The 20,456-nt window shown below is 69.8% G+C and carries 16 protein-coding genes and 4 pseudogenes; 9 read left to right on the top strand and 11 right to left on the bottom strand.

The genetic code is table 11. The features are described from left to right. Positions 1 to 2: 2 nt before the first annotated feature. Positions 3 to 2,105 (bottom strand): hypothetical protein, encoded by a 2,103-nt coding sequence (locus tag ACWD1Z_RS33730; RefSeq protein ID WP_451124106.1) that lies wholly within the window; start codon positions 2,103 to 2,105, stop codon positions 3 to 5. Positions 2,106 to 2,518: 413 nt separating this feature from the next. On the opposite strand from ACWD1Z_RS33730, the gene ACWD1Z_RS33735 reads away from it, so the two are divergent. The 6 genes from ACWD1Z_RS33735 (at position 2,519) to ACWD1Z_RS33760 (ending at position 9,063) form a co-directional block, all read left to right on the top strand. Next, on the top strand, positions 2,519 to 3,271 hold the full coding sequence (locus tag ACWD1Z_RS33735; protein WP_451124108.1) for a transposase family protein: 753 nt from the start codon (positions 2,519 to 2,521) through the stop codon (positions 3,269 to 3,271). 46 nt (positions 3,272 to 3,317) lie between these two features. Continuing rightward, on the top strand, positions 3,318 to 3,572 hold the full coding sequence (locus ACWD1Z_RS33740; RefSeq protein ID WP_451124110.1) for an IS3 family transposase: 255 nt from the start codon (positions 3,318 to 3,320) through the stop codon (positions 3,570 to 3,572). Continuing rightward, positions 3,517 to 3,639 carry a hypothetical protein gene (locus tag ACWD1Z_RS33745; protein WP_443243409.1) on the top strand — a complete coding sequence of 41 codons (123 nt, stop codon included), beginning with the start codon at positions 3,517 to 3,519 and terminating at the stop codon, positions 3,637 to 3,639. The genes ACWD1Z_RS33740 and ACWD1Z_RS33745 overlap by 56 nt, the downstream gene beginning before the upstream one ends. An 86-nt stretch (positions 3,640 to 3,725) precedes the next feature. Next, positions 3,726 to 5,795, top strand: a complete 2,070-nt coding sequence (locus tag ACWD1Z_RS33750; RefSeq protein WP_451124112.1) for an AAA family ATPase — start codon at positions 3,726 to 3,728, stop codon at positions 5,793 to 5,795. Continuing rightward, positions 5,792 to 8,239 carry a hypothetical protein gene (locus tag ACWD1Z_RS33755; RefSeq protein ID WP_451124114.1) on the top strand — a complete coding sequence of 816 codons (2,448 nt, stop codon included), beginning with the start codon at positions 5,792 to 5,794 and terminating at the stop codon, positions 8,237 to 8,239. Before ACWD1Z_RS33750 ends, ACWD1Z_RS33755 begins: the two co-directional genes overlap by 4 nt. Next, positions 8,236 to 9,063 carry a hypothetical protein gene (locus ACWD1Z_RS33760; RefSeq protein WP_451124116.1) on the top strand — a complete coding sequence of 276 codons (828 nt, stop codon included), beginning with the start codon at positions 8,236 to 8,238 and terminating at the stop codon, positions 9,061 to 9,063. The genes ACWD1Z_RS33755 and ACWD1Z_RS33760 overlap by 4 nt, the downstream gene beginning before the upstream one ends. A gap of 169 nt (positions 9,064 to 9,232) precedes the next feature. Here the strand turns inward: ACWD1Z_RS33760 and ACWD1Z_RS33765 are convergent. Then, positions 9,233 to 9,562 (bottom strand): annotated as a pseudogene (locus ACWD1Z_RS33765) (mobilization protein); the annotation flags it as partial. 7 nt (positions 9,563 to 9,569) lie between these two features. Between ACWD1Z_RS33765 and ACWD1Z_RS33770 the strand changes: the two are divergent. Both ACWD1Z_RS33770 and ACWD1Z_RS33775 read left to right on the top strand, forming a co-directional pair. Continuing rightward, positions 9,570 to 9,758 (top strand): SbtR family transcriptional regulator, encoded by a 189-nt coding sequence (locus ACWD1Z_RS33770; RefSeq protein ID WP_451124132.1) that lies wholly within the window; start codon positions 9,570 to 9,572, stop codon positions 9,756 to 9,758. A gap of 283 nt (positions 9,759 to 10,041) precedes the next feature. Next, the gene (locus tag ACWD1Z_RS33775) at positions 10,042 to 10,581 is read left to right on the top strand and encodes a recombinase family protein (protein ID WP_451124118.1); all 540 of its coding nucleotides are present in this window, start codon (positions 10,042 to 10,044) and stop codon (positions 10,579 to 10,581) included. Between the two features lie 234 nt (positions 10,582 to 10,815). On the opposite strand, the pseudogene ACWD1Z_RS33780 reads toward ACWD1Z_RS33775, so the two are convergent. The 9 genes and pseudogenes from ACWD1Z_RS33780 to ACWD1Z_RS33820 form a co-directional block, all read right to left on the bottom strand. Continuing rightward, positions 10,816 to 11,576: pseudogene (locus ACWD1Z_RS33780) on the bottom strand (transposase); the annotation flags it as partial. Beyond that, positions 11,531 to 11,761, bottom strand: a pseudogene (locus ACWD1Z_RS33785) (IS30 family transposase); the annotation flags it as partial. The pseudogenes ACWD1Z_RS33780 and ACWD1Z_RS33785, both read right to left, overlap by 46 nt. A 158-nt stretch (positions 11,762 to 11,919) precedes the next feature. Continuing rightward, positions 11,920 to 13,176: a beta-ketoacyl-[acyl-carrier-protein] synthase family protein gene (locus ACWD1Z_RS33790; RefSeq protein ID WP_451124120.1), complete on the bottom strand. Its 1,257-nt coding sequence runs from the start codon at positions 13,174 to 13,176 to the stop codon at positions 11,920 to 11,922. Beyond that, positions 13,173 to 13,421 (bottom strand): phosphopantetheine-binding protein, encoded by a 249-nt coding sequence (locus ACWD1Z_RS33795; RefSeq protein ID WP_451124122.1) that lies wholly within the window; start codon positions 13,419 to 13,421, stop codon positions 13,173 to 13,175. The genes ACWD1Z_RS33790 and ACWD1Z_RS33795 overlap by 4 nt, the downstream gene beginning before the upstream one ends. Before the next feature lie 213 nt (positions 13,422 to 13,634). Then, positions 13,635 to 14,609, bottom strand: a complete 975-nt coding sequence (locus tag ACWD1Z_RS33800) for an aldo/keto reductase family protein (protein WP_451124124.1) — start codon at positions 14,607 to 14,609, stop codon at positions 13,635 to 13,637. Between the two features lie 5 nt (positions 14,610 to 14,614). Continuing rightward, entirely contained in the window at positions 14,615 to 16,768 is a 2,154-nt protein-coding gene (locus ACWD1Z_RS33805) for an MMPL family transporter (RefSeq protein ID WP_451124126.1), read from the bottom strand. 149 nt (positions 16,769 to 16,917) lie between these two features. Further along, positions 16,918 to 18,129 (bottom strand): WS/DGAT domain-containing protein, encoded by a 1,212-nt coding sequence (locus ACWD1Z_RS33810; RefSeq protein WP_451124128.1) that lies wholly within the window; start codon positions 18,127 to 18,129, stop codon positions 16,918 to 16,920. 1,096 nt (positions 18,130 to 19,225) lie between these two features. Further along, positions 19,226 to 19,702 (bottom strand): hypothetical protein, encoded by a 477-nt coding sequence (locus ACWD1Z_RS33815; protein ID WP_451124130.1) that lies wholly within the window; start codon positions 19,700 to 19,702, stop codon positions 19,226 to 19,228. Between the two features lie 65 nt (positions 19,703 to 19,767). Then, positions 19,768 to 20,007 (bottom strand): annotated as a pseudogene (locus ACWD1Z_RS33820) (ISL3 family transposase); the annotation flags it as partial. 273 nt (positions 20,008 to 20,280) lie between these two features. Here ACWD1Z_RS33820 and ACWD1Z_RS33825 point away from each other — a divergent pair. Then, on the top strand, positions 20,281 to 20,456 hold a 176-nt coding region (locus ACWD1Z_RS33825; RefSeq protein ID WP_451124134.1), incomplete at its 3' end, for a transposase.

Below are 20,456 nucleotides of genomic sequence, written 5' to 3' on the forward strand. Positions count from 1 at the left end.
GCTCAGCTCCCCTGACTGATGTGAGACGTGCAGGCGCAGGGCTGCAGTGGGCGCTTGCCGTCAGCGCGTTTGCCCCACTCCTCGGCCCGGCCGGCGAGCACGGGTGCGGCATCGGGGTACTCGAGCGCGAGATCGCCGAGCAGTTCCCGCGTCTTGTCGCCGGCTGCGGTGTTGGCCGGCCGGGTGCGCTCCTCGCACAGCCACACGGCGTGGAGCAGCTGGTCCAACCGGCGCTCCAGGGTGGTGCCTGCGATGCGCGCCACGTTCATACGGTCGTGTCGTACGTCGGGGCCGCCCAGCAAGGGGGCCTGGGCGATCGCCAGCAACTGCTCGCACCATTCCTCGGCCCTCGTGCCGCTTGCCGGGAACTCCGCGGCAAGGTGACGTATCGCGCGCTCCGGGCCGCCACCGGCGACCAAGTCGTGGTTGAGGCCGTGCGCTGCGGTGGTGCCGAAGGCGCGGTCCGGGGCCTCGAGCTGGGCGCGGTAGTGTGCGTACAGCAGGCTGTGGTCGCGGTGCCAGGCGTGGGCGGTGTCCGCGGATCCGTACAAGCGGCTCATCAGCAGCTGCCGCAGACCGAAGTCGCCGATGAAGTGGCGTTGGCAGGCAGGCCAGCCGCTTTCCAGCAGATACTGCTGCACCTGGTCCGCGGTGAGCCCGCCGGCCAGCTGCTCCAGTTCGCCGCTGCGCAGCAACGTGCGGGCGCAGTCTCCGCTGTGGGTGACTGACAGGTGGGTGAGCAGGTCGAGCCAGCGGTCGGTGTGTCCCACGGGCAGCCGCTCCGGCATCTGCCGCAGCACCAGTTCCTCCAGCAGCACGTCCCGTACCGCCGCGGGAGTACCGTCCAGGACGGCCGGGTGGCCCAGGAGGTCTCGGTCGTTGTCCAGCGGAGGCAGCTGCGCGGCCGCCTCCGCCAGCCGCTGCACCATCCGGGGGCGATGGCCGGACAGCCGCCGCACCGCGCTTTGGGCCCGGAGCAGATGGTCTGCGTTGTCCGCTGCGCCCGCCTGCTCAAGCACCTGCTGCTTTACCTGCCCGGAGGTGAGCAACGGCATGGACAGCAGCAGCACGGCCTGCCCAAGCTGCCCGCGCGCCGGCATGCGCTCCCATGTCTCGGGCGGCGCCTGCTCGTCCGGCCGGTAGACCGCGACCTTCTCGGTGCGCTGCTCCCCAGCCAGAAAGAGCGGTTCCGCCATCCGCTCGCTCGCGATGAGTACCGTGCCGCCCCGACATCCTTCGGCCCAGTCGTCGAGGGCAGCCGCCAGTAGCCCGCGCCCCACCGGCCAGTTGGAGTGCTGCAGCAGGATGGCGGGACGCCCAACTCGCTTGAGCTTGGCGCCGGCGCCTGAGTAGGCAGCGTCCACGTCCTCGCGCAGAGCGCGGAAGAGGAAGCCTTCGACGAACCGGCGTCCCTCCTCATCCCTGCGGAAACTCCTGCTGAGCAGCCGCAACCCGGTGGCCGCGCTGCCGGCAGCACCCGGATAGTTCCTGTACGTGCCTCGCACCGGCTCGTCGCCCTTTGCCGCCAGCAGCTCCAAGAACTCAGTCAGCGCCGCGCCCAACAACGGCATCGCCACTGGTGGGGCGACAATCGCTGCCAGCGCGACCAGATACCCCTGAGCCAGGTTCTTGACCATCCGACCGACCCGCGTCGTCGGGGCATGCAGCAGCTGGCGGTACCGGGTGAGCTCCTCGTCCAATTCCTGCTGCCGCAGCCCCTGCCCCGCCGCCACCGCGACCATCCCAGCGAAAAACCGGGGGGTGGGCACCGCCCCGCCCGGGCCGTCCCACTCCTCCATCCGTTGCGCGATGTCGTACAGCAACTCCGTGGCGGCGGAACGGCAGGAGGGGCGCTCGCTGGCCTCCCGCTCATACTGCGGATCAGCGCAGTCCACCAACACCACAGGCGCTTTCCCGCCGAACCGGTCCCGCAGTTCCTCGAGCAACTGCTGCTTGCCCATGCCGGGACCGCCGGTGAGCAGCACGACGGGGAGGTCGGGACCGTACGGCTGCGCGCTCATACGGCCCTGGGCGTTGCGGGCCAGCAGCCTTGGGAAGAAACGCTCGTCGCCGACCAGCTCCTCGAAACCAAGCTTGGTCGCCACCAAGTCCCCCGTCCCCTGCCTCATGCAGCGGTTGCTGCGCGGTAACTGGCCAGCGTCGCGGCGAGTGTAATGGAGTGACAGAAGAAGATCAGGCCGATTATCGGAAAAGCTGTGTTCCGGCGGGGTGGGGCCCTGCCGTCCGTCTCGGACAGGACAGTTCATTGGCTCCCGCGTTGGCAACTCCGATTGCGACAGCGGCGTACGACGAGATGGCGGACTGGTACGAGACCGAGTTCCTGGCCAGGCGGCCAGCTGGAGCCGGTGACGGTCACCCCTTGGGACTTGGGACTCTCTCGTCGGCGAGGCGTCGGATCCGGCATGCGGGACGCACTGTGTGCCCCGCCGGAGGGCGGGGCACACATCGGTTCGGGACCGAGGGGTGTCAGTTCCCGTACTGCAGCGGGCGGTAGGCCTTGTACTCGCTGGGTCACGTCCCTCACGAGGTTGTTGAGCATGTTTCCTGGCTCATCTACGCCCGGAGGTGTGAGCTGAAGTCCCGCTGGCGCAGGCTGGGCTGCTTCCGGCAGGCCCTGCTCGTCCTGGTACACCTGCGTAATAACGACACTCTGGCCCAGGTCGCAGCAGGTTTCGGTGTCTCCACCGCTACCGCCGGCCGGTACGTGAGCGAGACGGTCGACCTCCTCGCCGAGTGCGCTCCGAGCCTGCACGAGGCCCTGCGCAAGTCACCACATGAGGGGTTCGTCATCCTCGACGGCACCCTGATCGCCACTGATCGCATCGTGGCGGATGAGCCGTATGACTCGATGAAACACCGCCGTTACGGGATGAACGTGCAGGTCGTGGCCTCTCCGGACGGGACACCGCTGTGGTTCTCGCGAGCGCTGCCCGGCCGCACGCATGACCTGACCGCGGCCCGCGCACACGGTGTGATCCAAGCCTGCCTGTCCCGTCAGCTCCTCGTTCTGGCCGACCGGGCCTACCGCGGAGCCGGAGCCACCGTGCGCACCCCTTGCTACGGCCGCGACCTCCCCGAGAAGTACGCCCAGTTCAACCGGGACCACGCCCGGCTGCGGGCGGCGGGCGAACGTGCCTTCGCGCGCCGCAAGCAGTGGCGCATACTCCGCAAAGCCCGTTGCAGCACCAACCGCATCGGCAGCACAGTCGCCGCCGTTCACGCCATCGAGATCGCCTGGCGCTCAGGATGAGAAACGTTCAGTGATTCCTTATCAGCGTTGACGCTCCAGGGTGAGGATGGCTGAGCCCCGCAGGCATTGGAAGACACTCTCCGAGGTCGAACTGGCCACCGCCGAGCGGATCGACTGGTACTGCCACCGCCGACTCCACGGTGAGATCGGGCACATCCCACCCGCCGAATACGAGACCAACTACTACCGCGAAACCACAACCCCCCAGGCAAGATCCAGACGACGACTTGCGCGGCGCCCTCAGCATGTCGTTGCCCTCCACCCGCTTCTCCAACGACCTGCTCGCCATGGTCGTAGGTGAGCTCGGCGTCGCGACGGCGGGAGTGGAGCGGGCGTTCGCGCGTAAGGTCGCGGCCGAGAGACCGTGAGCCGGCGGGTCATCGAGAAACCCGGCGGTGAGATCGTTCTCGGCCTATCATCGGGCTTGACCCCGGGGACACGGATGGTGAGCGGAATGGGCCAGCGACGCGCTCTCGTGGTCGGGATCGCGGAGTTCGCCGCCAGCTCGCGGACCGTACCCGACGCGGAGGAGGCGATCGACTCCGCGGCTTGGCCGCCGTTGCCCGACGCCGGTGACTGGGCAGGCCGCGTCGCGACGATGCTCGACGAGCTCGGTTTCCAGGTGACCCTGCTGGCCGGGGCGACGGCGCCGGCGGCGGCCGACTTGGGCGCGGCCGTGACGCGCACCATCCAGGAGGTTGGCCCGGACGATGTCGTGATCGTCCACGTGATCACCCATGGCGACCAGCCCCCGGATATGGACACCGCGTACGCGATCGGCGCCGACGGGCGGCGCGACGAGACGTGCAACGTCGACGCGTGGGTCCGGACCGTGGTCGCCGGCGGCGACGCACGACCACGGACCCTGTTCCTGCTCGACTTCTGCCGCTCTGGCGTTGCCACCGTGCCCCGTTGGCATCGCCGCCCATTCCAGGCGTCGAACCGGGCCTGGGTCCTCGCCGCGTCGGCCCCTGACTCCGACGCCTTCGACTGCGCCTTCAGCCGCGCCGTCGTCCAGGTCCTCCGGGAGGTCGCGGCGGGAGACTTCTGCACGCATCCGTCCCGGCCCACGGTCCCGTACCTGGCGGTGTCCGCGCGGATCCGGGAGGTCGTCGCGGGCGATGACGGCGACGGCGTCCTGCTGCCGATCCAGGAGCCCACCGGGACGCCGATCGACACGATGACGGCCGCCCGGCTGGATCTGCCGTTCTTCCCGAATCCGGACCACCGGCGCGCCGCCTTCGATGACGCCCTCGCCGCCATGGACGACCGGCTCGCCGAGTTCGCGCGCGAGGTCGACCACCTCGTCGACCCCCGCCATTTCCGTGACCGCGCGGCCGCCCGCTGGGAAGCAGGCCGCCGGCCCGGGCTGTTCCAGGGGCGTGAGCGCGAGTTGCGGGCGCTTTCGGCGTTGGTCGACGGAGCGGCTGCAGCGGTGCCGTGGATCGTCACCGGTAGCCCCGGGGTAGGGAAATCGGCCCTGCTCGGGGTGCTGGTGTGCGCGGCCCACCCCACGCTGCGGCACGCGACCGAGGAGGTGTGGGGCCACTTGCCCGCGCCGGCCGCCACGCCGCACCTCGCCGCCGTACACGCCCGGCAGCAGACCGTCGACGCCATCACGACGTCCTTGCTCACGCAGCTCGCGCCGGAGGCGGCGTCGGCGGAGGCGCCGGCGTCGGCCGAGGCGCTGCTGGAGGTGGTCGCTGAACGTCCCGTCGCCCCGGTGATTGTGATCGACTCGCTGGACGAGGCCATCGACTCCGAACAGCTGAGCGCGCGGCTGGTGGTGCCGCTCACCCGCGTACGCAGGGCGGATGGCTCCGCGGCGTGCCGGCTGATCGTCGGCATGCGCCCCTGGGAGGAGTTCGAGCCGCTCCGGAGGGCCGTTGCCCTCGCGGGCGGCACGATCCTGGACCTCGACCAGGTCCCGGCCGCGGAGCTGGCCGGGAACCTGCGCGCGTACGTCCAGCGCGTCCTGCGGGCCGGCCGCGGGTACGGCTCGGTGGACGGCCACTGGTTCGTGACCGCGATCGCGGACGGGGTCGCTGCCACGCTGACGCGTACCGGCGATGCCCAGCCTCGGTGGGGCGGGTTCTTGATTGCCCGGCTGTTCGCTGAGTACGTCGCTCACACGCTGCCCCCGGTCACCGACCAGGCCCAGGCTGATCGGCTGCTCGCCCAGGTCCCGGCCTCGCTGCCCGAGGTTCTCGAGATGACGCTGCGCCGGCCCGAGGTCGGTCCCTGGATGCGTCCGGTTCTGGCGGCGCTGGCGCACGCGCGCGGCGTGGGCATGCCACCGAAGATCATTCGGGCTATAGCACCCCTGTTCGCGCCGGACGGTCTGGGATCACCATCGACCAGGGACGTGCGCCGCGCCCTGGAGGAGGGGCGTTTCTACCTCCGCCAGTCGGCCGACGTCAGCGGAACCAGCGTGTTCCGCCTCTTCCACGAGAGTCTCGTCGAGTATCTGCTCGCGCACCCCCGTGCCGTACCCGCCGACGCGGCATCGGAGCCGGCGACATGAGCGGTACGGACCGCGGGGCACTCGCCGGCATTCTGCTCAGCCAGGTGGGCCGCCACCCCGACGGGTCACGTCGCTGGGCGGAGGCGGACCCGTATCTGCTGCGCCACGCCGTGCAGCACGCGGTCGAGGGTGGACGCCTCGACGAGCTGCTCGCCGATTCCGAGTTCCTGGTCTACGCCGATCCCGCCACGCTGATCCCCGCGCTGCCCGGTGCGTCCAGTCCGGACGCGGTCATCGCCGCGACCGTCTACCGCAGCGCGCTGGAGGACCTCCGGTCCGCGCTGCCCGAGCGGCGCCGTCAGTACCTCGCCATCAGCGGCTCCCGCGTCGGCGCCCAGGCGCTGGCCCGGCGCCTCAGCCGGCCCTTCGGATCGCCGGCTCTCGCGCTGGAGCCGCTGTTCTCCACCGGCTCCGAGATCAAGCCCGCCGTACGGGCCGTGTTCGACGACGGCGACTTCCGGGTGTACGCGGTGGCGGTGGCACGTACCGATGGCCGGCAGGTCGTGGTCACCACCGGCACCGACCGGGAGGGCTACGACACGATCGTCCGCTTTCGCGATCTGCGCACGGGCGATCCCACGCTGCCGCCGATCACGATCACGGGTGACCGCGAGCATCCGGGACGGGTGTCGCGGTACCAGGGTGTGATCGCGGTGTCCGAGGTCGACGGCGCGGCCGTCGTGGTCCTCCGCTCCGAGGGTGGGCTGGTCGTACGGTCGGTGACCACAGGGCAGATCGTGCGCGAGCACCCCACAGGCGAGGGATCCTGCCTGGCCACCGGGGTGCTGGCGGGGCGTGCGGTCGCCGCGGTCGACGAGGAACCGGGGATTCTCGTACGCGACCTCGACACCGGGGCGACCGTCGGACCGGTGATCCAGACTCCGTCGGAGCGTGTCTGTTCCTTGGAGCTCGGCGAGATCGGTGATCACCCCGTCCTCGTCTACGCCACCCACAGCGGCCGATACGGAGACGAAGACCCCGGCAGCACGTGCCAGGTCATCGACCTGAACAGCGGCGGCCAGATCGGCCCTGCCCACCGGTGCTCACCCCGGTCCGGCACGGCGATCGTCCGCCTCGGCTTGCACGAGGGCCGCCCCGTCGTCGTCGTGGGTCCGCAGCACGTGCACACTGACATGAACGGCGAGCGACATCACCCCAACGTCGAGATCCGGGACGTGTTCACCGGCGAGGAACGGTTTCCCGCCTGGACGCAGTTCGAGGGGATAACGGCGCTGGCGGTGACGCTGATGGACGGCCACGCGGTGCTCGTGGCCGGCGACGGCAGCGGCGCTGTGACCGTACGGGACCTGAGCGGCGGCGAGCCGTACGAGCTGATCCGCCTCGGGGTCGCCCGGGGCTGGGTGGGCGATCTCGAGATCGCCCGGGCCGACGGACACGTCCTGGTCCTCGCCGCGTGCGACGACGGCGCGCTCCGGGTGGCCGACCTGTCACCGTCGGACTCAGGCCCGGCCGATCCGTCTCCCGGCCACCAGATCGGCGTCGAGTCCATCGCCCTGGCCCGGGTCGGCGGGCATCCGGTGGTGCTCAGCGGCGGCCATCTCGGCGACCTCTACCGTCGCGACGCCCGTACCGGGTCGCGGACGGCGCGGCTGTGGCACGGGGACCTCCGGATAACCGACATCGCGGTGACCACGATCGCCGAGCACCAGGTGGCGGTGACCGGGAGCCCTCGAGCCGGCGTACGGCTGCATGATCTCGCGTCGGGACAGCCCCTCGCCGACTATCGGTCGCCCGGTGACGACATGGAATGGGTGCACTCCGTCGACGTGCTCTGGATGGACGGCCGGCCGGTCATCGTGGGAGCGGGGGACGGCGGCCTCGTCTGGATGTGGGACCTGCTAGGCGGCGAATGCCTGCTGCGCTGGAAGGTGCCCGACAGCGACGCCCACCGGGCGGTCTGGCGTGGTCTGCTGGTGGACGGCACGCCTGTGCTCGCCGGGGTCCAGGCGGAGTACGGACCCACCACGGGCCATATCGCCTTATACGATCTCGCGAGCCGCAGCCGGCGTGACGTCGTTATCCAGGCGTTCGAGGGATACAGCTCGGCGCAGTGCCTCGCCGTACACGAACATCGGGGCGTCCCACTCGTCGCGTTCGCCGACTTCAATGGCACCCTCGCGGTGTGGGAGGCGAGGACCGGCACCCTCGTCAGCCGCGTCGTCAACGACGCCGACACGGAGCGCCCGCAGACCGCGCTCGCCTGCGGTGAGGCCGACGGCCGCGCCGTCTGCGTGGTCGGCACCCAGGCAGGCCACCTCGGCGTACACGACCTGCTCACCGGCGAACGGCTCGCCGACACCGTGCTTCCCGGCGGGTGGATCCACTGCCTCGACATCGACGACGACGGCCTCGTGGCCGTCGGGTACGGGCAGGAGGTTGCCGTCCTGGACATGGGCGGTGCCGTCACGGGTGGCACCTCGTGACGCGCATCCTGGGGGTCCACGGCGTCGGGAACCACGACCCGCACCGCTCCGCCGCGGAGGCCGCCGAGCGGCTCACGGCCACCTGGCAACGGCATCTCACCGCCGGCGGTGCCGCTGTACGGCCGGACGACGTGCGGGTCGCCTACTGGGCCCATCACCTGCACCGGCGGCGCCGTCAAGGGCCCGAGACCGACCCCCACGGCCTGTCCCCGGCCGAGCTGGACGTGCTCGCCGCCCTGGTCGCCGAGGTCGACGCGACGACCGTACGGCAGGGCCGGCTGACGCTGCCACTCAGGCAGGCGATCGCGCTGCTCGCCGCGCGCGGTGGCGTCGCGGTGCCGGTGATGTCCGCCTTCATTGCGGTGTTCTGCCGCGAGGTGCACGCCTACCTGGGACATCCCGGCGCGCCGGGGCGGGCCTCCGTACGCGACTCGGTGGCCGAGTCGATCATCGAGCACCGTCCACGGGTGGTGATCGCGCACTCGCTCGGCTCGGTGATCGCGTACGAGGCACTGTGGTCGCGGCCCGGACCCGACGTCGACCTGCTGGTGACCCTCGGCTCGCCTCTCGGCCTGCCGTCCGTCGTTTTCGAGCGGCTGTGCCCCGCGCCCCAGGACGGCCTCGGGCAGCGCCCACCCCGGGTTCGGCGATGGGTCAACCTGGCGGATCCGGGCGACATCGTCGCGATCCCCAGGTGGCTGGCGACGAAGTTCGCCGGTGTGGACACCGACGGGGAGGCGTCGATCCATTCGGTCGACTTCCACCGCGTAGCGTCGTACCTCCGCCTTCCCGACGTCGCCCGGGCGATCGCCGAGCTCGGGTGAGCGGGTCAGTGACTTCCGGGTCGCCATGTCCAGGGCGGCGAGGTGGCTGCAGACCAAGCAGGAGCTGATCGGGTTGCCGCCGCCCAGGTACATGGCTCTGTTGACCGCCGCCATCGAGTTTCCGGCGGCGTACAGGCACGGGATGACCTCCCCTTCGGTGTCGGCGTGCTCACCGAGTCTTGCCCGATGTTTCCTCCCCGCTGTGGCGCCTGCCCGGCGAGTTGGGGCGGGCCGCCGTTCTGGGCGTCGAGGACCCGCCGCGCCCTGCGGTGCCGTTCTCGGACCGGATCGAGGAATCGGCGGGCAGATCGGCCGTCCGCCGCAGCCGCATACCAGCACGTCGCTCACCGAGTCCGCGGTGTCGAGTTCGCGGCGCCCTGCGGCGTCGGACAGGATGGCGGCCGGGGTTGGTGGCGCCGGCGGCTTCGGCGTCCGCGATGGTCGCGGCCAGGACGTACCAGCCGGGCTGGGCAAGGATCTGCTCGGCGAGTTGGGACAGTGCGCAGATGGTCGAACTGGCGCATCAACAGGGAACCCTGCGCCCCGACATCACCGCACGGGACATCACGTACCTGCAGGTCGCCCTCGTCGGCATCATGGACGCCACCGCGGACGACCCCGACGCCTACCGGCGCCACCTGGCCCTGTTCCTCGACGGCGCACGGCTGGGCCTGGCAGCTCTACCCTCGTCGTAGCCCGAGCGCGCATTCGCGTCGACCAGTGGTGCGCGCACTTGCCGCGAGGCCATCTGGCCCTCGACCTCAGCCTGCTACCACTCACAACGACCCGAGCCATCAGGTGGGCTCCCCAGCATCCCACTGTCGTCAAACGATCGTTTTACGACAGGCGGCTGACGCCTCCAATGAACCCGTGCGATCCGGGGGTTCGTGGCGGCTCGAGTTCAATCAGATCCGATGGTGACTGCTGACAGGGTTTGACGACAAATAGGGTCCGATCCTCCGTACGGAAGGGGCCCGGGTGGCGAACCCGGTCTACAAGCGGGTCTCGACGGACCAGCAGTCCACCGCCCGGCAGGACCTCGTCCTGGAGAAAGCCGGGATCGAGGACCCGGTCGTCTTCGAGGAGGACCCGGGCACCTCCAGCCGCCTCCACCCGCTCCAGCGCCCGAAGTTCCACGAACTGCTCACCTACGCGCGGCCGGGCGACATCGTGCACATCTCCGAAATGTTCCGCCTCGCGAGCGCCGACTTGGGCGGGGCTGATGCAGACTTCATCGTCGGTGGGCTGCTGATCGACTGCCAAGCCACCACGCGCCCCTACACGATCCATCGTTCTGCCGTACAGCAGCTCGCCGGATTCCTGCTGCTCGACTACAACAACGCGTACGGCATCGACCGGGGCGACCTCTGCCCTTCCCGGCAGGGCGCTCTGATCACGTGGAACGTCCCGGAGTTCCTCAATGCTCTGGGCGCTCGCATTCCACTGCCCCAGCTGCGCGCACTGCTGCGAGACCACCTTCGTCAGGCAAAGCGGTCGACACCGTCGGAGACAGGCTGAGTCGGGGGCCCGGCGACTTCACCCGGGCTTGAAGACGGGAAGCTCATGTATGCGAGGTCAATGAGCACCGATCCTGGGATCGGTGCTCATTGACCTCACGCACACGAGCTCTGATTCCTGGAGCGGTTCAGGTTGCGCGGCGCAGAGGGACGACAACGTCCTCACCGGTGCTCATCGAGGTATGCGGCCAGCTTCTCCAGACAGCGCGGGGACAGCCGGCATCGCGATCCACTCGGGCCGCGGGAGGCCAGCGCCTGCACGCCACCGTCCCGCCACAACTGATGCCATTGGTACGCCGACTTCGGGCTCACCCGCAGGCGCAGTACCGCCTCGGGCACCTTGATGAGAGTAGGCCTTGTCCGCGGCGACAGCGTCAGGCCGGGTCCTCCGGGGACGACCGACCGGCAGACGGATCCGCACCTTCTGCAGGACGGGGACGAACTGCGGGCTGTCGGCTGCCTGTCCCGCGGTCAGGACGAACGACAACGGACGGCACCGGCGGTCCGCGGCGAGATGAACCTTGCTCGTCAGCCCACCACGGGGCCTGCCGAGCAGGGCTTGCTTCAAGCGGAGCTTGCGCCGCCGCCTGATGCACTGCCGCTCTTCCCGTTCGGGGTCGTGACCTGCGTCCTGTCCGTTCTGTTCTGGCGCGCCGCCCCCTTTTGACGGGCCCGCTCCTGCTCGGCGGCGGCTTCCTCAAGGGCGTCCATGACCTCCTTGCCGATGCACATCCCTGCGGCGTCGTGGTGGGCGCGGGCGGTCGTGGAGTCCACACTGAGCAGGGACAAGTCCGTCTGGCCCTGGCGGGCGGCCTCGGCGATCACGCCTTCCAGCAGCGCGGTGAAGACGCCGGCGTCCCTCCACACCCGGAAGCGGCCGTAGACCGTCGGCCACGGGCCGAACTCGCCTGGCATCTCCCGCCACTGGCTGCTGGTGCGGAACCGCCAGATCACCCCCTGCGGCTGTTGAGTTCGGTTGCGACGGCCTGGAGGTCCCCGAAAGTGTGCGCGGACAGGTCGGTGCCTTCGGGACAGTACTGCCGGAGCAGGCCGTTGGTGTTTTCGTTCGAGCCGCGCTGCCACGGGCTGCCGGGGTCGCAGAAGTAGACCGGGACGTTGGTGGCCATGCTGAAGCCGCGGTGAGCGGCCATCTCGGTGCCTTGATCCCAGGGCAGAGATCGCTTGCGACCGGGTAGCAGGGGGTTGATCGTGGTGATGAGGGAGGCGCCCGTAGAAGGCCGTCCGCAAGCGTGACAGTTCCGCGAACGCATCCCGTCCGTCGGCTGGCGCCAGCACACTGCTGGACACTCCGTCGACCACCAGCGCACGCTGATCTCATTCAGATCCGCATCTCGATGTCGCTTTCCGTGGTGGCGCTGTGGAACGCTAGGGCGGCGTTGTGCCCGCCGAATGCCACCGAGGTGCTGATGGCCTTGTGCAGCCTCGCAGGGCGGGGACTCTTGGTGACGATATCGAGGCTGGCGAGGGCCGGGTCGGGCCGGTCGAGGTTGGCGGTGGGCGGGATGGTCTGATGACGCAGGGTCAGGACGGTAAGCGCCGCCTCGATTGCTCCACTGGCCCCTATGGAGTGTCCGAGTGCTCCCTTGGGTGCCGTCACCGGTGGAACCTGGGGGAAGACGTCGGACAGAACGCGCGCTTCGATGTGATCGTTGAGATGGGTTGCCGTGCCGTGTGCGTTGAGGTGGTCCACGTCTGCGGCCGTCCAGGACGCATCGCCGAGGGCCTCGTGCAGGGCCTGCTTGAGACCGCGTCCCTCGGGGTGTGGGGCGGTCACATGATGGGCGTCGGTGGAGGAGCCGTATCCGGCGAGGTAGGAGTAGACGTGCGCCTGGCGGGCCCTGGCGTGCTTGAGGCTCTCCAGGACGAGCACTCCTGCCCCCTCTCCCAGGACGAACCCGTCGCGGTCGGCGTCGAACGGCCGGGAGGCTCCGGAGGGGTCACGGCGGCGGGTGGACAGCGCGCCCATCTGGGAGAAGCAGGCGGCGCTGATGGCAGAGCGCCCGCTCTCCGCCCCGCCGGCCAGGACCACGTCCAGGCTGCCGGCGCGAAGCAACTGTAGTGCCAGGCCGATAGCGACAGCCCCCGATGCGCAAGCGGCGGACGGGGCGAAGCTCATGCCCTGCGCGCCCAGGTCCAGTGCCACCGCGCACGCCGGTGCGCTGGGCAGCGAGCGGGGCAGTGCCATGGGCGAGACGAGTTCGTGCCGACCGGTGAGAATCTTGCCGTACACGTCGTGGAGGTGCTGGAAGCTGGCTGTCCCGGCACCGATGATCACGCCGACCCGGTAGGGATCCCAACCGGAGGACGACAGACCTGCGTCCGCCAGGGCCTCGCGTGCGGCCAGCACCGCCATCTGGGCCGGGGAATCGAGGCGTCGGCTGAGCATGCGGCCGAGGACGCGGTCGGGCTCCCAGTCGGGGACAGCGCAGGAGAAGTCGACGGGAAGGCCGGCCAGCAGGTCGTCGGGCGCCGCGTAGGAAGTTGCGCCTTGCATCCCCTCCCAGGTGGCCCGGGCGCCGATTCCAGCCGGGGTCACCAACCCCACCCCGGTGACCGCCACCGCCTGTGAGGTCACCGTGCTGCTGCGGCCGCGTCGGCCCGGGCGGCGTCGATCTGCCGGACGATTTCCTCCAGGCTGGTGCCGGCGTCGACCTCCTCCAGTCGGATCCCGGTCTGCTCCTGGAGGATCACGGCGAGTTCGGCCAACGACAGTGAGTCCAGGTCGAGTTCCGCCGGTGTGGCGTTAGGGCTGATCGATGTCGGCTCGACGCCGAAGTCGCTCACCAGGTGGTGGACCGTCAGTTCGTAGGTATTCACCATCAACCACTCGCTTCGACTCGGGAATCCGGACGGGTTTCGGGGGTGGAACCGGTGTCCAGTGAACCGGTGTACACCCCGCCTCAACGACAAGGGACCGGCCATGGCACGCCGAGCCGGGAGGCTCCACTCGAACGGAAGCACCGGAGCAGGCCCGACCCTTTCGGGGAGCGCCCGGTACACGGCGGGTCGTGAGCCGGTGTCACGCCGGGGCGCTCAGACCGGTACGGCACGGTTCACCACATCACCGAGAAGGTCGTCGACCGTTTTCATGAGGTCGGCGTCGAGTGTCACCTCGGCGGCCGCGGCGTTCTGCCGGATCTGGTCGGGGCGGGACGCACCGATGATGGCGGACGAGACGCCGGGATTCTGCAGGACCCAGGCGAGGGCGAGTTGGGACATGGTCAGGCCGGCTTCGCGGGCCACGGGACCGAGCTTTTGCACCGTGTCCAGGACTTCGTCCCGCAGGAGATGCGCGATCCGGGGACGGCCGGCGGGATCCGTGGCCCGAGACCCCTGCGGCGGCGGCGACCCGGGCAGGTATTTGCCCGTCAGTACGCCCTGGGCCAGCGGGGACCAGGCGATCTGACCGATTCCCACCTCGGCGCAAAGGGGCAGGATCTCCTCTTCGATCGACCGTTGAAGCAGCGAGTACTGCGGCTGGTTGGACACGATCCGGTCCAGGCCCATCGCGGCCGCGGTCTTCACGGCCGCCCGGATCTGGTCCGCGGTCCACTCGGAGACCCCGACGTAGAGGGCCTTGCCCTGGCGGACGACGTCGTCGAACGCCCGCAGGGTTTCCTCCAGCGGTGTTGCCGGATCGAACCGGTGTGCCTGGTAGAGGTCGACGTAGTCGCAGCCCAGGCGTTTGAGGGAGCCGTTGATCGACTCGAGGATGTGCTTGCGTGACAGGCCACGGTCATTGGCGCCGGGGCCCGTGGGGAAGTAGACCTTGGTGAGGATCTCCACGCCTTCGCGTCGTTGCCCCTTCAGTGCGCGGCCCAGGACCTCCTCCGCCTTCGTGGCCGCGTAGGCGTCCGCGGTGTCGAAGGTGGTGATGCCTTCGTCGAGCGCGGCGTGGACGCATGCGCGCGCACCCTGCTCGTCGATCTGGGATCCGTGTGTGACCCAGTTTCCGTAGGCGATCGCACTGATTTTCAGGCCGCTGCGGCCCAACTGGCGAAATTCCATGACGGTCAGCGTTTCTCCTCGAGACGGGAGGAATGGGTGCCGGGCGACCCGGGGGTGCCGGCGCCATCGGGGACGGGCTGCGGGGGCTGTACGTCGGTGCTCATCCGGGGATCCACCGCGGGAGCGCGCAGCTTCGCCATGCCTGACGGGCCGGTGACGCACGGCGAGCGCCCCGGCCACCAGTTGGCGCGGCCCGCTACCAGCAGGGCCGCCGGGACGAGGAACAGCCGTACAAGGGTCGCGTCGATCAGCACACCGGCGAACAAGCCGACGCCGACTTCCTTGATGGCGATGACACTGCTGGTGGTGAGTGCGCCGATGACCACGAGCAGCAGGGCGGCCGCGCCCGTGATCACCGTACCGGTGTCCCGCAGCCCTGCGATGACGGCATGCCGGTTGTCCCCGGTGGACCGGTACTCCTCGCGTACGCGCGCGAGCAGGAACAGCTCATAGTCGACCGACAGCGCGTACAGCACCACCAGGACCACTACGGGCTGGGTGGTCTCGACGTAGCCGAGCGCCGAGAAACCGAGCAGGGAGGCCAGATGGCCGTCCTGGAACACCCAGGTCATCACCCCCAGGCAGGCGAAGGTCGACAGCGCCGAGGTCACGATGGCTTTGACCGGCACCAATACGGACCGGAACACGAGCAGGAGCAGGAGCGAGGTCACGGCCATGACGAGACCCACCACGAGGGGCAGCCTGGCGCTGAGCGCGTCGGTCATGTCCGCGTCCACGGCCGCGCTGCCGCCGACGAGGACACTGCCGCCTTGCGGCGGCGCCAAGGCCCTCAGGGCGCGAACAGTTCGCCGGTCCGCGTCGGGCTCGCCGGTGGCGCCGACGGAGACCAGCAGCGCGTTGCCGCGCACCGCTGTGACCTCGGCCCGGGGGGTGGACGGAAGGGTGGCCACCCGACCGAGCCATGTACGCAGCGCCTCCTTGCCCGCGGTGGAGTCGGGCGGCGCGGCCAGGTCCACGACGGCTTGGATCCTGGCTGGCTGCAGGGCGGGAAAGGTTTCGCGGATCTCCTCGGCGACGCGTCGGGAGGCGGAGGAGGACGGGAGCGTCCCCTCACTGATACCTCCGAACGTGGTGCGCAGCGCGGGGGCTGCCATGGCGAGCAGAACGACGGTGCAGGCGATCAGCCACAGTGCCGGGCGGCGGGCGACGAGTGCCGCCAGCGTGTGCCACCGCTCCCCTGAGGGAGGTTTCGTCCGCCCGCTCCGGCGGGACCACCTGACCGGTCCGTGTCCTGCGTCGACACGTGGGCCGAGGACGGCCATCAATGCCGGCAGGAGTGTCAGGGCGGCGGCCACGTCCGCGGCGACCACAGCACACCCGCCGATCGCCAGCGACCGCATGAAGGCCAGGGGGAACAGTGCCAGCACGGCCAAGGCCGCCGTGACCACGGCCGAGGTGACGAGCACGGTACGCCCTGCCGTGCGCAGGGTGATGGCGCGTGCCTGCTCGGCGGTGAGACCCCGCCGGCGCTCCCGGCGGTAGCGCGTCAGGATGAGCAGGGCGTAATCGACTGCCAGCCCGAGGCCGAGCATGCTGACCAGATTGACGGCGAAGGCCGACACTTCGGTGAACTCGGTGGCCACGCGCAGTACGGCCATGCCGGTGACGACTGCCGCTGCCCCGGTCAGGAGCGGCAGCAAGGCCGCGGCCAGGCCCCGGAAGATCAGCAGCAGCAGGACGAACAACAGGGGCGCGGCGAGCAGTTCGGCGCGCACCAGGTCGGCCTGGGAACGGGAGCTGGCCTCGTCGAGGAAGGCGATCGGTCCACCGTAGGAGAGTGTGACCGCCGACGGCGGCCGAACCGTGCTGCGCAGTTCCTCCAGGCTCCGGCGCTTGGCCTCCTCGGTGTCGCCGTCCAGGACGAGCGGGACGAGGGCGGTGGTGGCACTGGCGTCCAGCGACGGCGATCCGTCCGGGGAAGTCGGTAGCGGCTCGGCAAGCCGGGCCACGGCCGGGGCGGTGACGACACTCTTCACCTGTTGCCTCAGGGCGGGTCCCGTCGGCCCCCCGGCCTGAGCACGGAAGAGCAGCAGGACATCGGGGTCGACGACGCCGAACCGCTCCTGGGTACGCGCCTGCGCGAGCTCGGACTCGGCACCGGACGCGGTGAAGCCTCCGCCGACAAGCCTGTCCGACACGTCCGCGGCGAGGAGCCCACTGAGCCCGCAGAACAGGACCCAGAGCAGGATGGTGGTCCATGGCCGGTGCTGGGCCGACCGCGAAAGCCGAGGGGGCGCCGCATGCGCCCGGTCGACGGTCGGCCGGGCGACACCGGTCCCCTGGTGTGTCACTCGTGGCCGCCGAGGAGGCCGACCTGGTGGACCCACTGCTGTGCCAGCTCGCCGACGTCGGGCACCGCTCGGTCCGCGACCACGCACAGCTGTGTCACGCCGGCGAAGTCGCACATGGCCGTGGCCAAGTACTGGCTCGCGGGCAGGAACATCAGCGGGACACCGGCGGTGACCGTCCGGCCTGCGATCGCCGGCGTGGCGGCAGGTCCGGGCACGTGGCTGACCAGCATGGACATCCAGCCGGGGTGGTACTGCAGGTCCAGATCGAACCGGCCGAGGAATCTGCTGACCAACCGCGTCAGCGCGCCGGTGTGCGGGTTGCGCAGGGAGGCCCGCAGGCGGTCCGTCTGCACCTTGACCAGGGCGATCCGCTCGGCCGGATCGTCGACTTCGCAAGGCAGCCGCACCCAGGCCGCAGTCGCGCGGACCCCGAGGCGACCAGCCTCGTGGGGATACCCGATGGGCACCTGTACCCGGACCGGCCGGCCAGCGGCCAGCCACTGGGGATCGGGCGCCCAGGCCCGCAATGCCCCTGCCAGGGCGGCCAGATACACGTCGTTGGTCGTCGCCCGGTGTGCGGAGGCGGCTTCGCGCATCCGTTCCACGGGCACGCCCTCCCACATGTACTGGGCCCTTCCCGTGAGCTTGACGGAGGGCGGCACAGGTTGCGCTGCCCGGCCCCGGTCCCGGAACAGGGCACGAGCCTCCCGCAGCGCAGCGGCGTAGGCGCCGCGCTGCGGCGGTGGACCGGCAACGGCCCTGGTAGGACGAGGTTTCGCGCCCAGTGCGCATGCGATGATGTCCGCCAGGAGCAGACCGTCGAACAGCGCGTGATGGCCGCGCAGGATGACCGCGAACTCACCGGTCGCGTAGCCGTGCACGAGCCAAACACCCCAGAGTGCCTCGGGCAGCGGCTCCGCCGTGAGCTGTTCGAGGACCGCCCTCAGCCCCGCCTGTCCGGAACCGCTCGCCGCCTCGACCTCGAAGATCTGCCGGTCGAGTCGGAACGGCGTTCCGGGTGCGCCTGCGCTCCCGGCCGGCCTGGGTACGGGGTGCCGGCCCAACTCGGGGTAGGCGTCAACGGCCAGAGAGACCAGGAGAGCGACCTCCTCGCGGGTCGGCAGGTCGCCGGTGCAGAGGGCCACGACGCCGATGGCCACTGATGTCGACGGGTGCGCGGCCGCATAGTCGAACCACTTGCGACTCATACGGTCCGAGCGAGGGGCCGGTTCAGCCATGACGGTACGCGTCACATCAATGTCCTTGTCCGCTGAGATCTGTCCGCAGCCTCAAAGACGCCGACCGGTCCAACAGCCCTGTTCGCGGCTGTAGAAGAAGGGGGCATCGGGCTTGGAGATATGTTTCCAGTCCGATGCTCGGCCGGATTCCAGAAGTGCCGCCTATCCAGGCGAATTAGCCCCAATGGCGGTATGGGCCCGTCAGGCTGGGCCGGACATGGCACTGCGGCGCCTCAGCACCTTGCCGCGGCGCTCCTCGGTCACCCCGCCGCTGATGAGCAGCTCGTTGCCTCCGAGTTCGACGTCCACACGTTCACCACCTCCGGCATGCATCCGCTCACCCCGTTTCTGGAGGGGCGTCCCCATCCGCTGGGCCAGCGACTGGTACAGAGCGCCTCGTGGCGCACAAGGTCCGCTCAACGATGAACTTGGTTGAGCACGGTGGAAGAGGCGGCCCCGCGTCTCAATGGGAGACGCGGAGTTCCTCGCCGACTTGTTCCACCCGGACGCCAAGGCGTCCCGCCTCGGCCATCGTGTCGACCCCGGCCGGCGCGAAGCGCGCGACCGTCTCCTCGGTGCGGCGGCCGTGCGACGCGGCGAGGAAGCGGGCGGCGTCCAGGCCGTGGGGCTCGGCGAAGTCGCGCCATGTGCGTCGAGAGCAGGTGGATACCGCCGACGTTGTCGGAGACGCTGGCGGCGGTGACCAGTACGGCCAAGAAGTTCAGAAGCGTGCGGAGCGCAGGGCGGGCCTCCGGCATGTGCAGTTCGTACGGTGAGGGCACCGTCATCTCGCATGCCTCGTACAGGGAGCTCCATGGTCGGTCGGGCTTGGAGTCGACCGGGACGCGCTCATGGGCTGCGGCGTCTGTCGGATACGCATAGTTCCCCGATTCTGAACTATCGGGCACAGTCGAAATGCCAGCGAGCGGGGCAGCCTCCCCGGTGCTCGAGGTGTCCCCCACGTTGTCATGCTCAGCAGCCAGCGTCGGGCCCGTCCTTGGAACCGTCGAGGCGGCCCCCGACATCAGTCCTCGTTCGACCGCCAGCTCGACTGCCTCGCGCAGATTCAGCTCGGCTGCGGCCCTGCCCCGATACCAGTCGGTGCCCCAATGCGGTGCAGCCGCCAACCCAAACCGGCAAGCACCTCTTCCCGCAGTCGGTCGCGATCCCGAGCCGTCCTGGACGAGTGATACATCGCACCGTCGCACTCGATGCCGAGCGCGTAGGTTCCGGGGAACTGCGGATGGCGCACGCCGATGTCGATGCGGTATCCGGCGACGCCGACTTGTGGCTGCACCCGGTAGCCCCAGCCGCGCAGCACCTCCAGGACCGACTCCTCGAAAGGACTGTCCGGCTCGGCGTCCGCCTGTGTCACGTCCTGCGAGAGGACGGCGTGGCCGTTCTCAGCGTATTCGAGATACCGCTTGAGGTGCTGAACGCTCTCGTTCGCGCTGTCGGCCAGGCCACTGCCACGGAAGGACGCGACGACCGGGTGTAGGCGAAGTCCGCGACCATGTCGTTCTCGAAAGGGCCGATATCCCAAGTCCCCATGGTGCTCTCCTCACGCTGATGTGCGGTGATCATCGCAGCGGCCACCGACAGTGGCTGTCACGAGGAAAGCAAGAGGCGCTTCCGTAGGAGGGCAAAGCCAGCACGGCCGAGCATCTGGTGCTTGCTCATCTTGATCCGATTGACATGGCCTTCGACGACGCACGAGTTCCAAGGCAGGGTGAGGCTGGCGATGACGGCGTCACGGTCTCGGTCGATGCCGGCGGCGAGCGTGTGGAGGCTCGGCAAGTCGTCCTGCCGGACGGCGTCGAGCCAGTCCGGCAAACGCTCGCCTTGTCGACAACCGAGTACCTGGACAGCCCGGAGGCTGAGCGGCTGGTCGAGGATGCGTGGCGGGATGCGGTGGAGTCTGCGTATCCGTCGACATCGAGAGATGTGTGCGGCCCGGCCGTGGTGTGGGGCGGGGCCTTCGTCAACGCGGCCCGTAATCGGTTCACTTCATGCGCATCCACACATCCAACATGCTCTTGATCAGCGCCAACGCCAAGACCTAACGAAGCACAACTAGGGCGTGTTGCGAAAGTCGATCTTGGTCGTGAATGATCACTTGTCGTGGGGCGTGGTGATCTGACGAACGTCCAGTGGGCCCGGCTCGAGCCGTTGCTGCCGCTGGGCAAGAAGCCGGGCCGTCCACCGGTGTGGACCCGGCGGCAGTTGATAGACGGCATACGGTGGCGGACCAGGACCGGTGCGCCGTGGCGCGACGTGCCGGAACGGTACGGGCCGTG

The sequence above is a fragment of the Streptomyces sp. NPDC002784 genome (assembly GCF_053592135.1).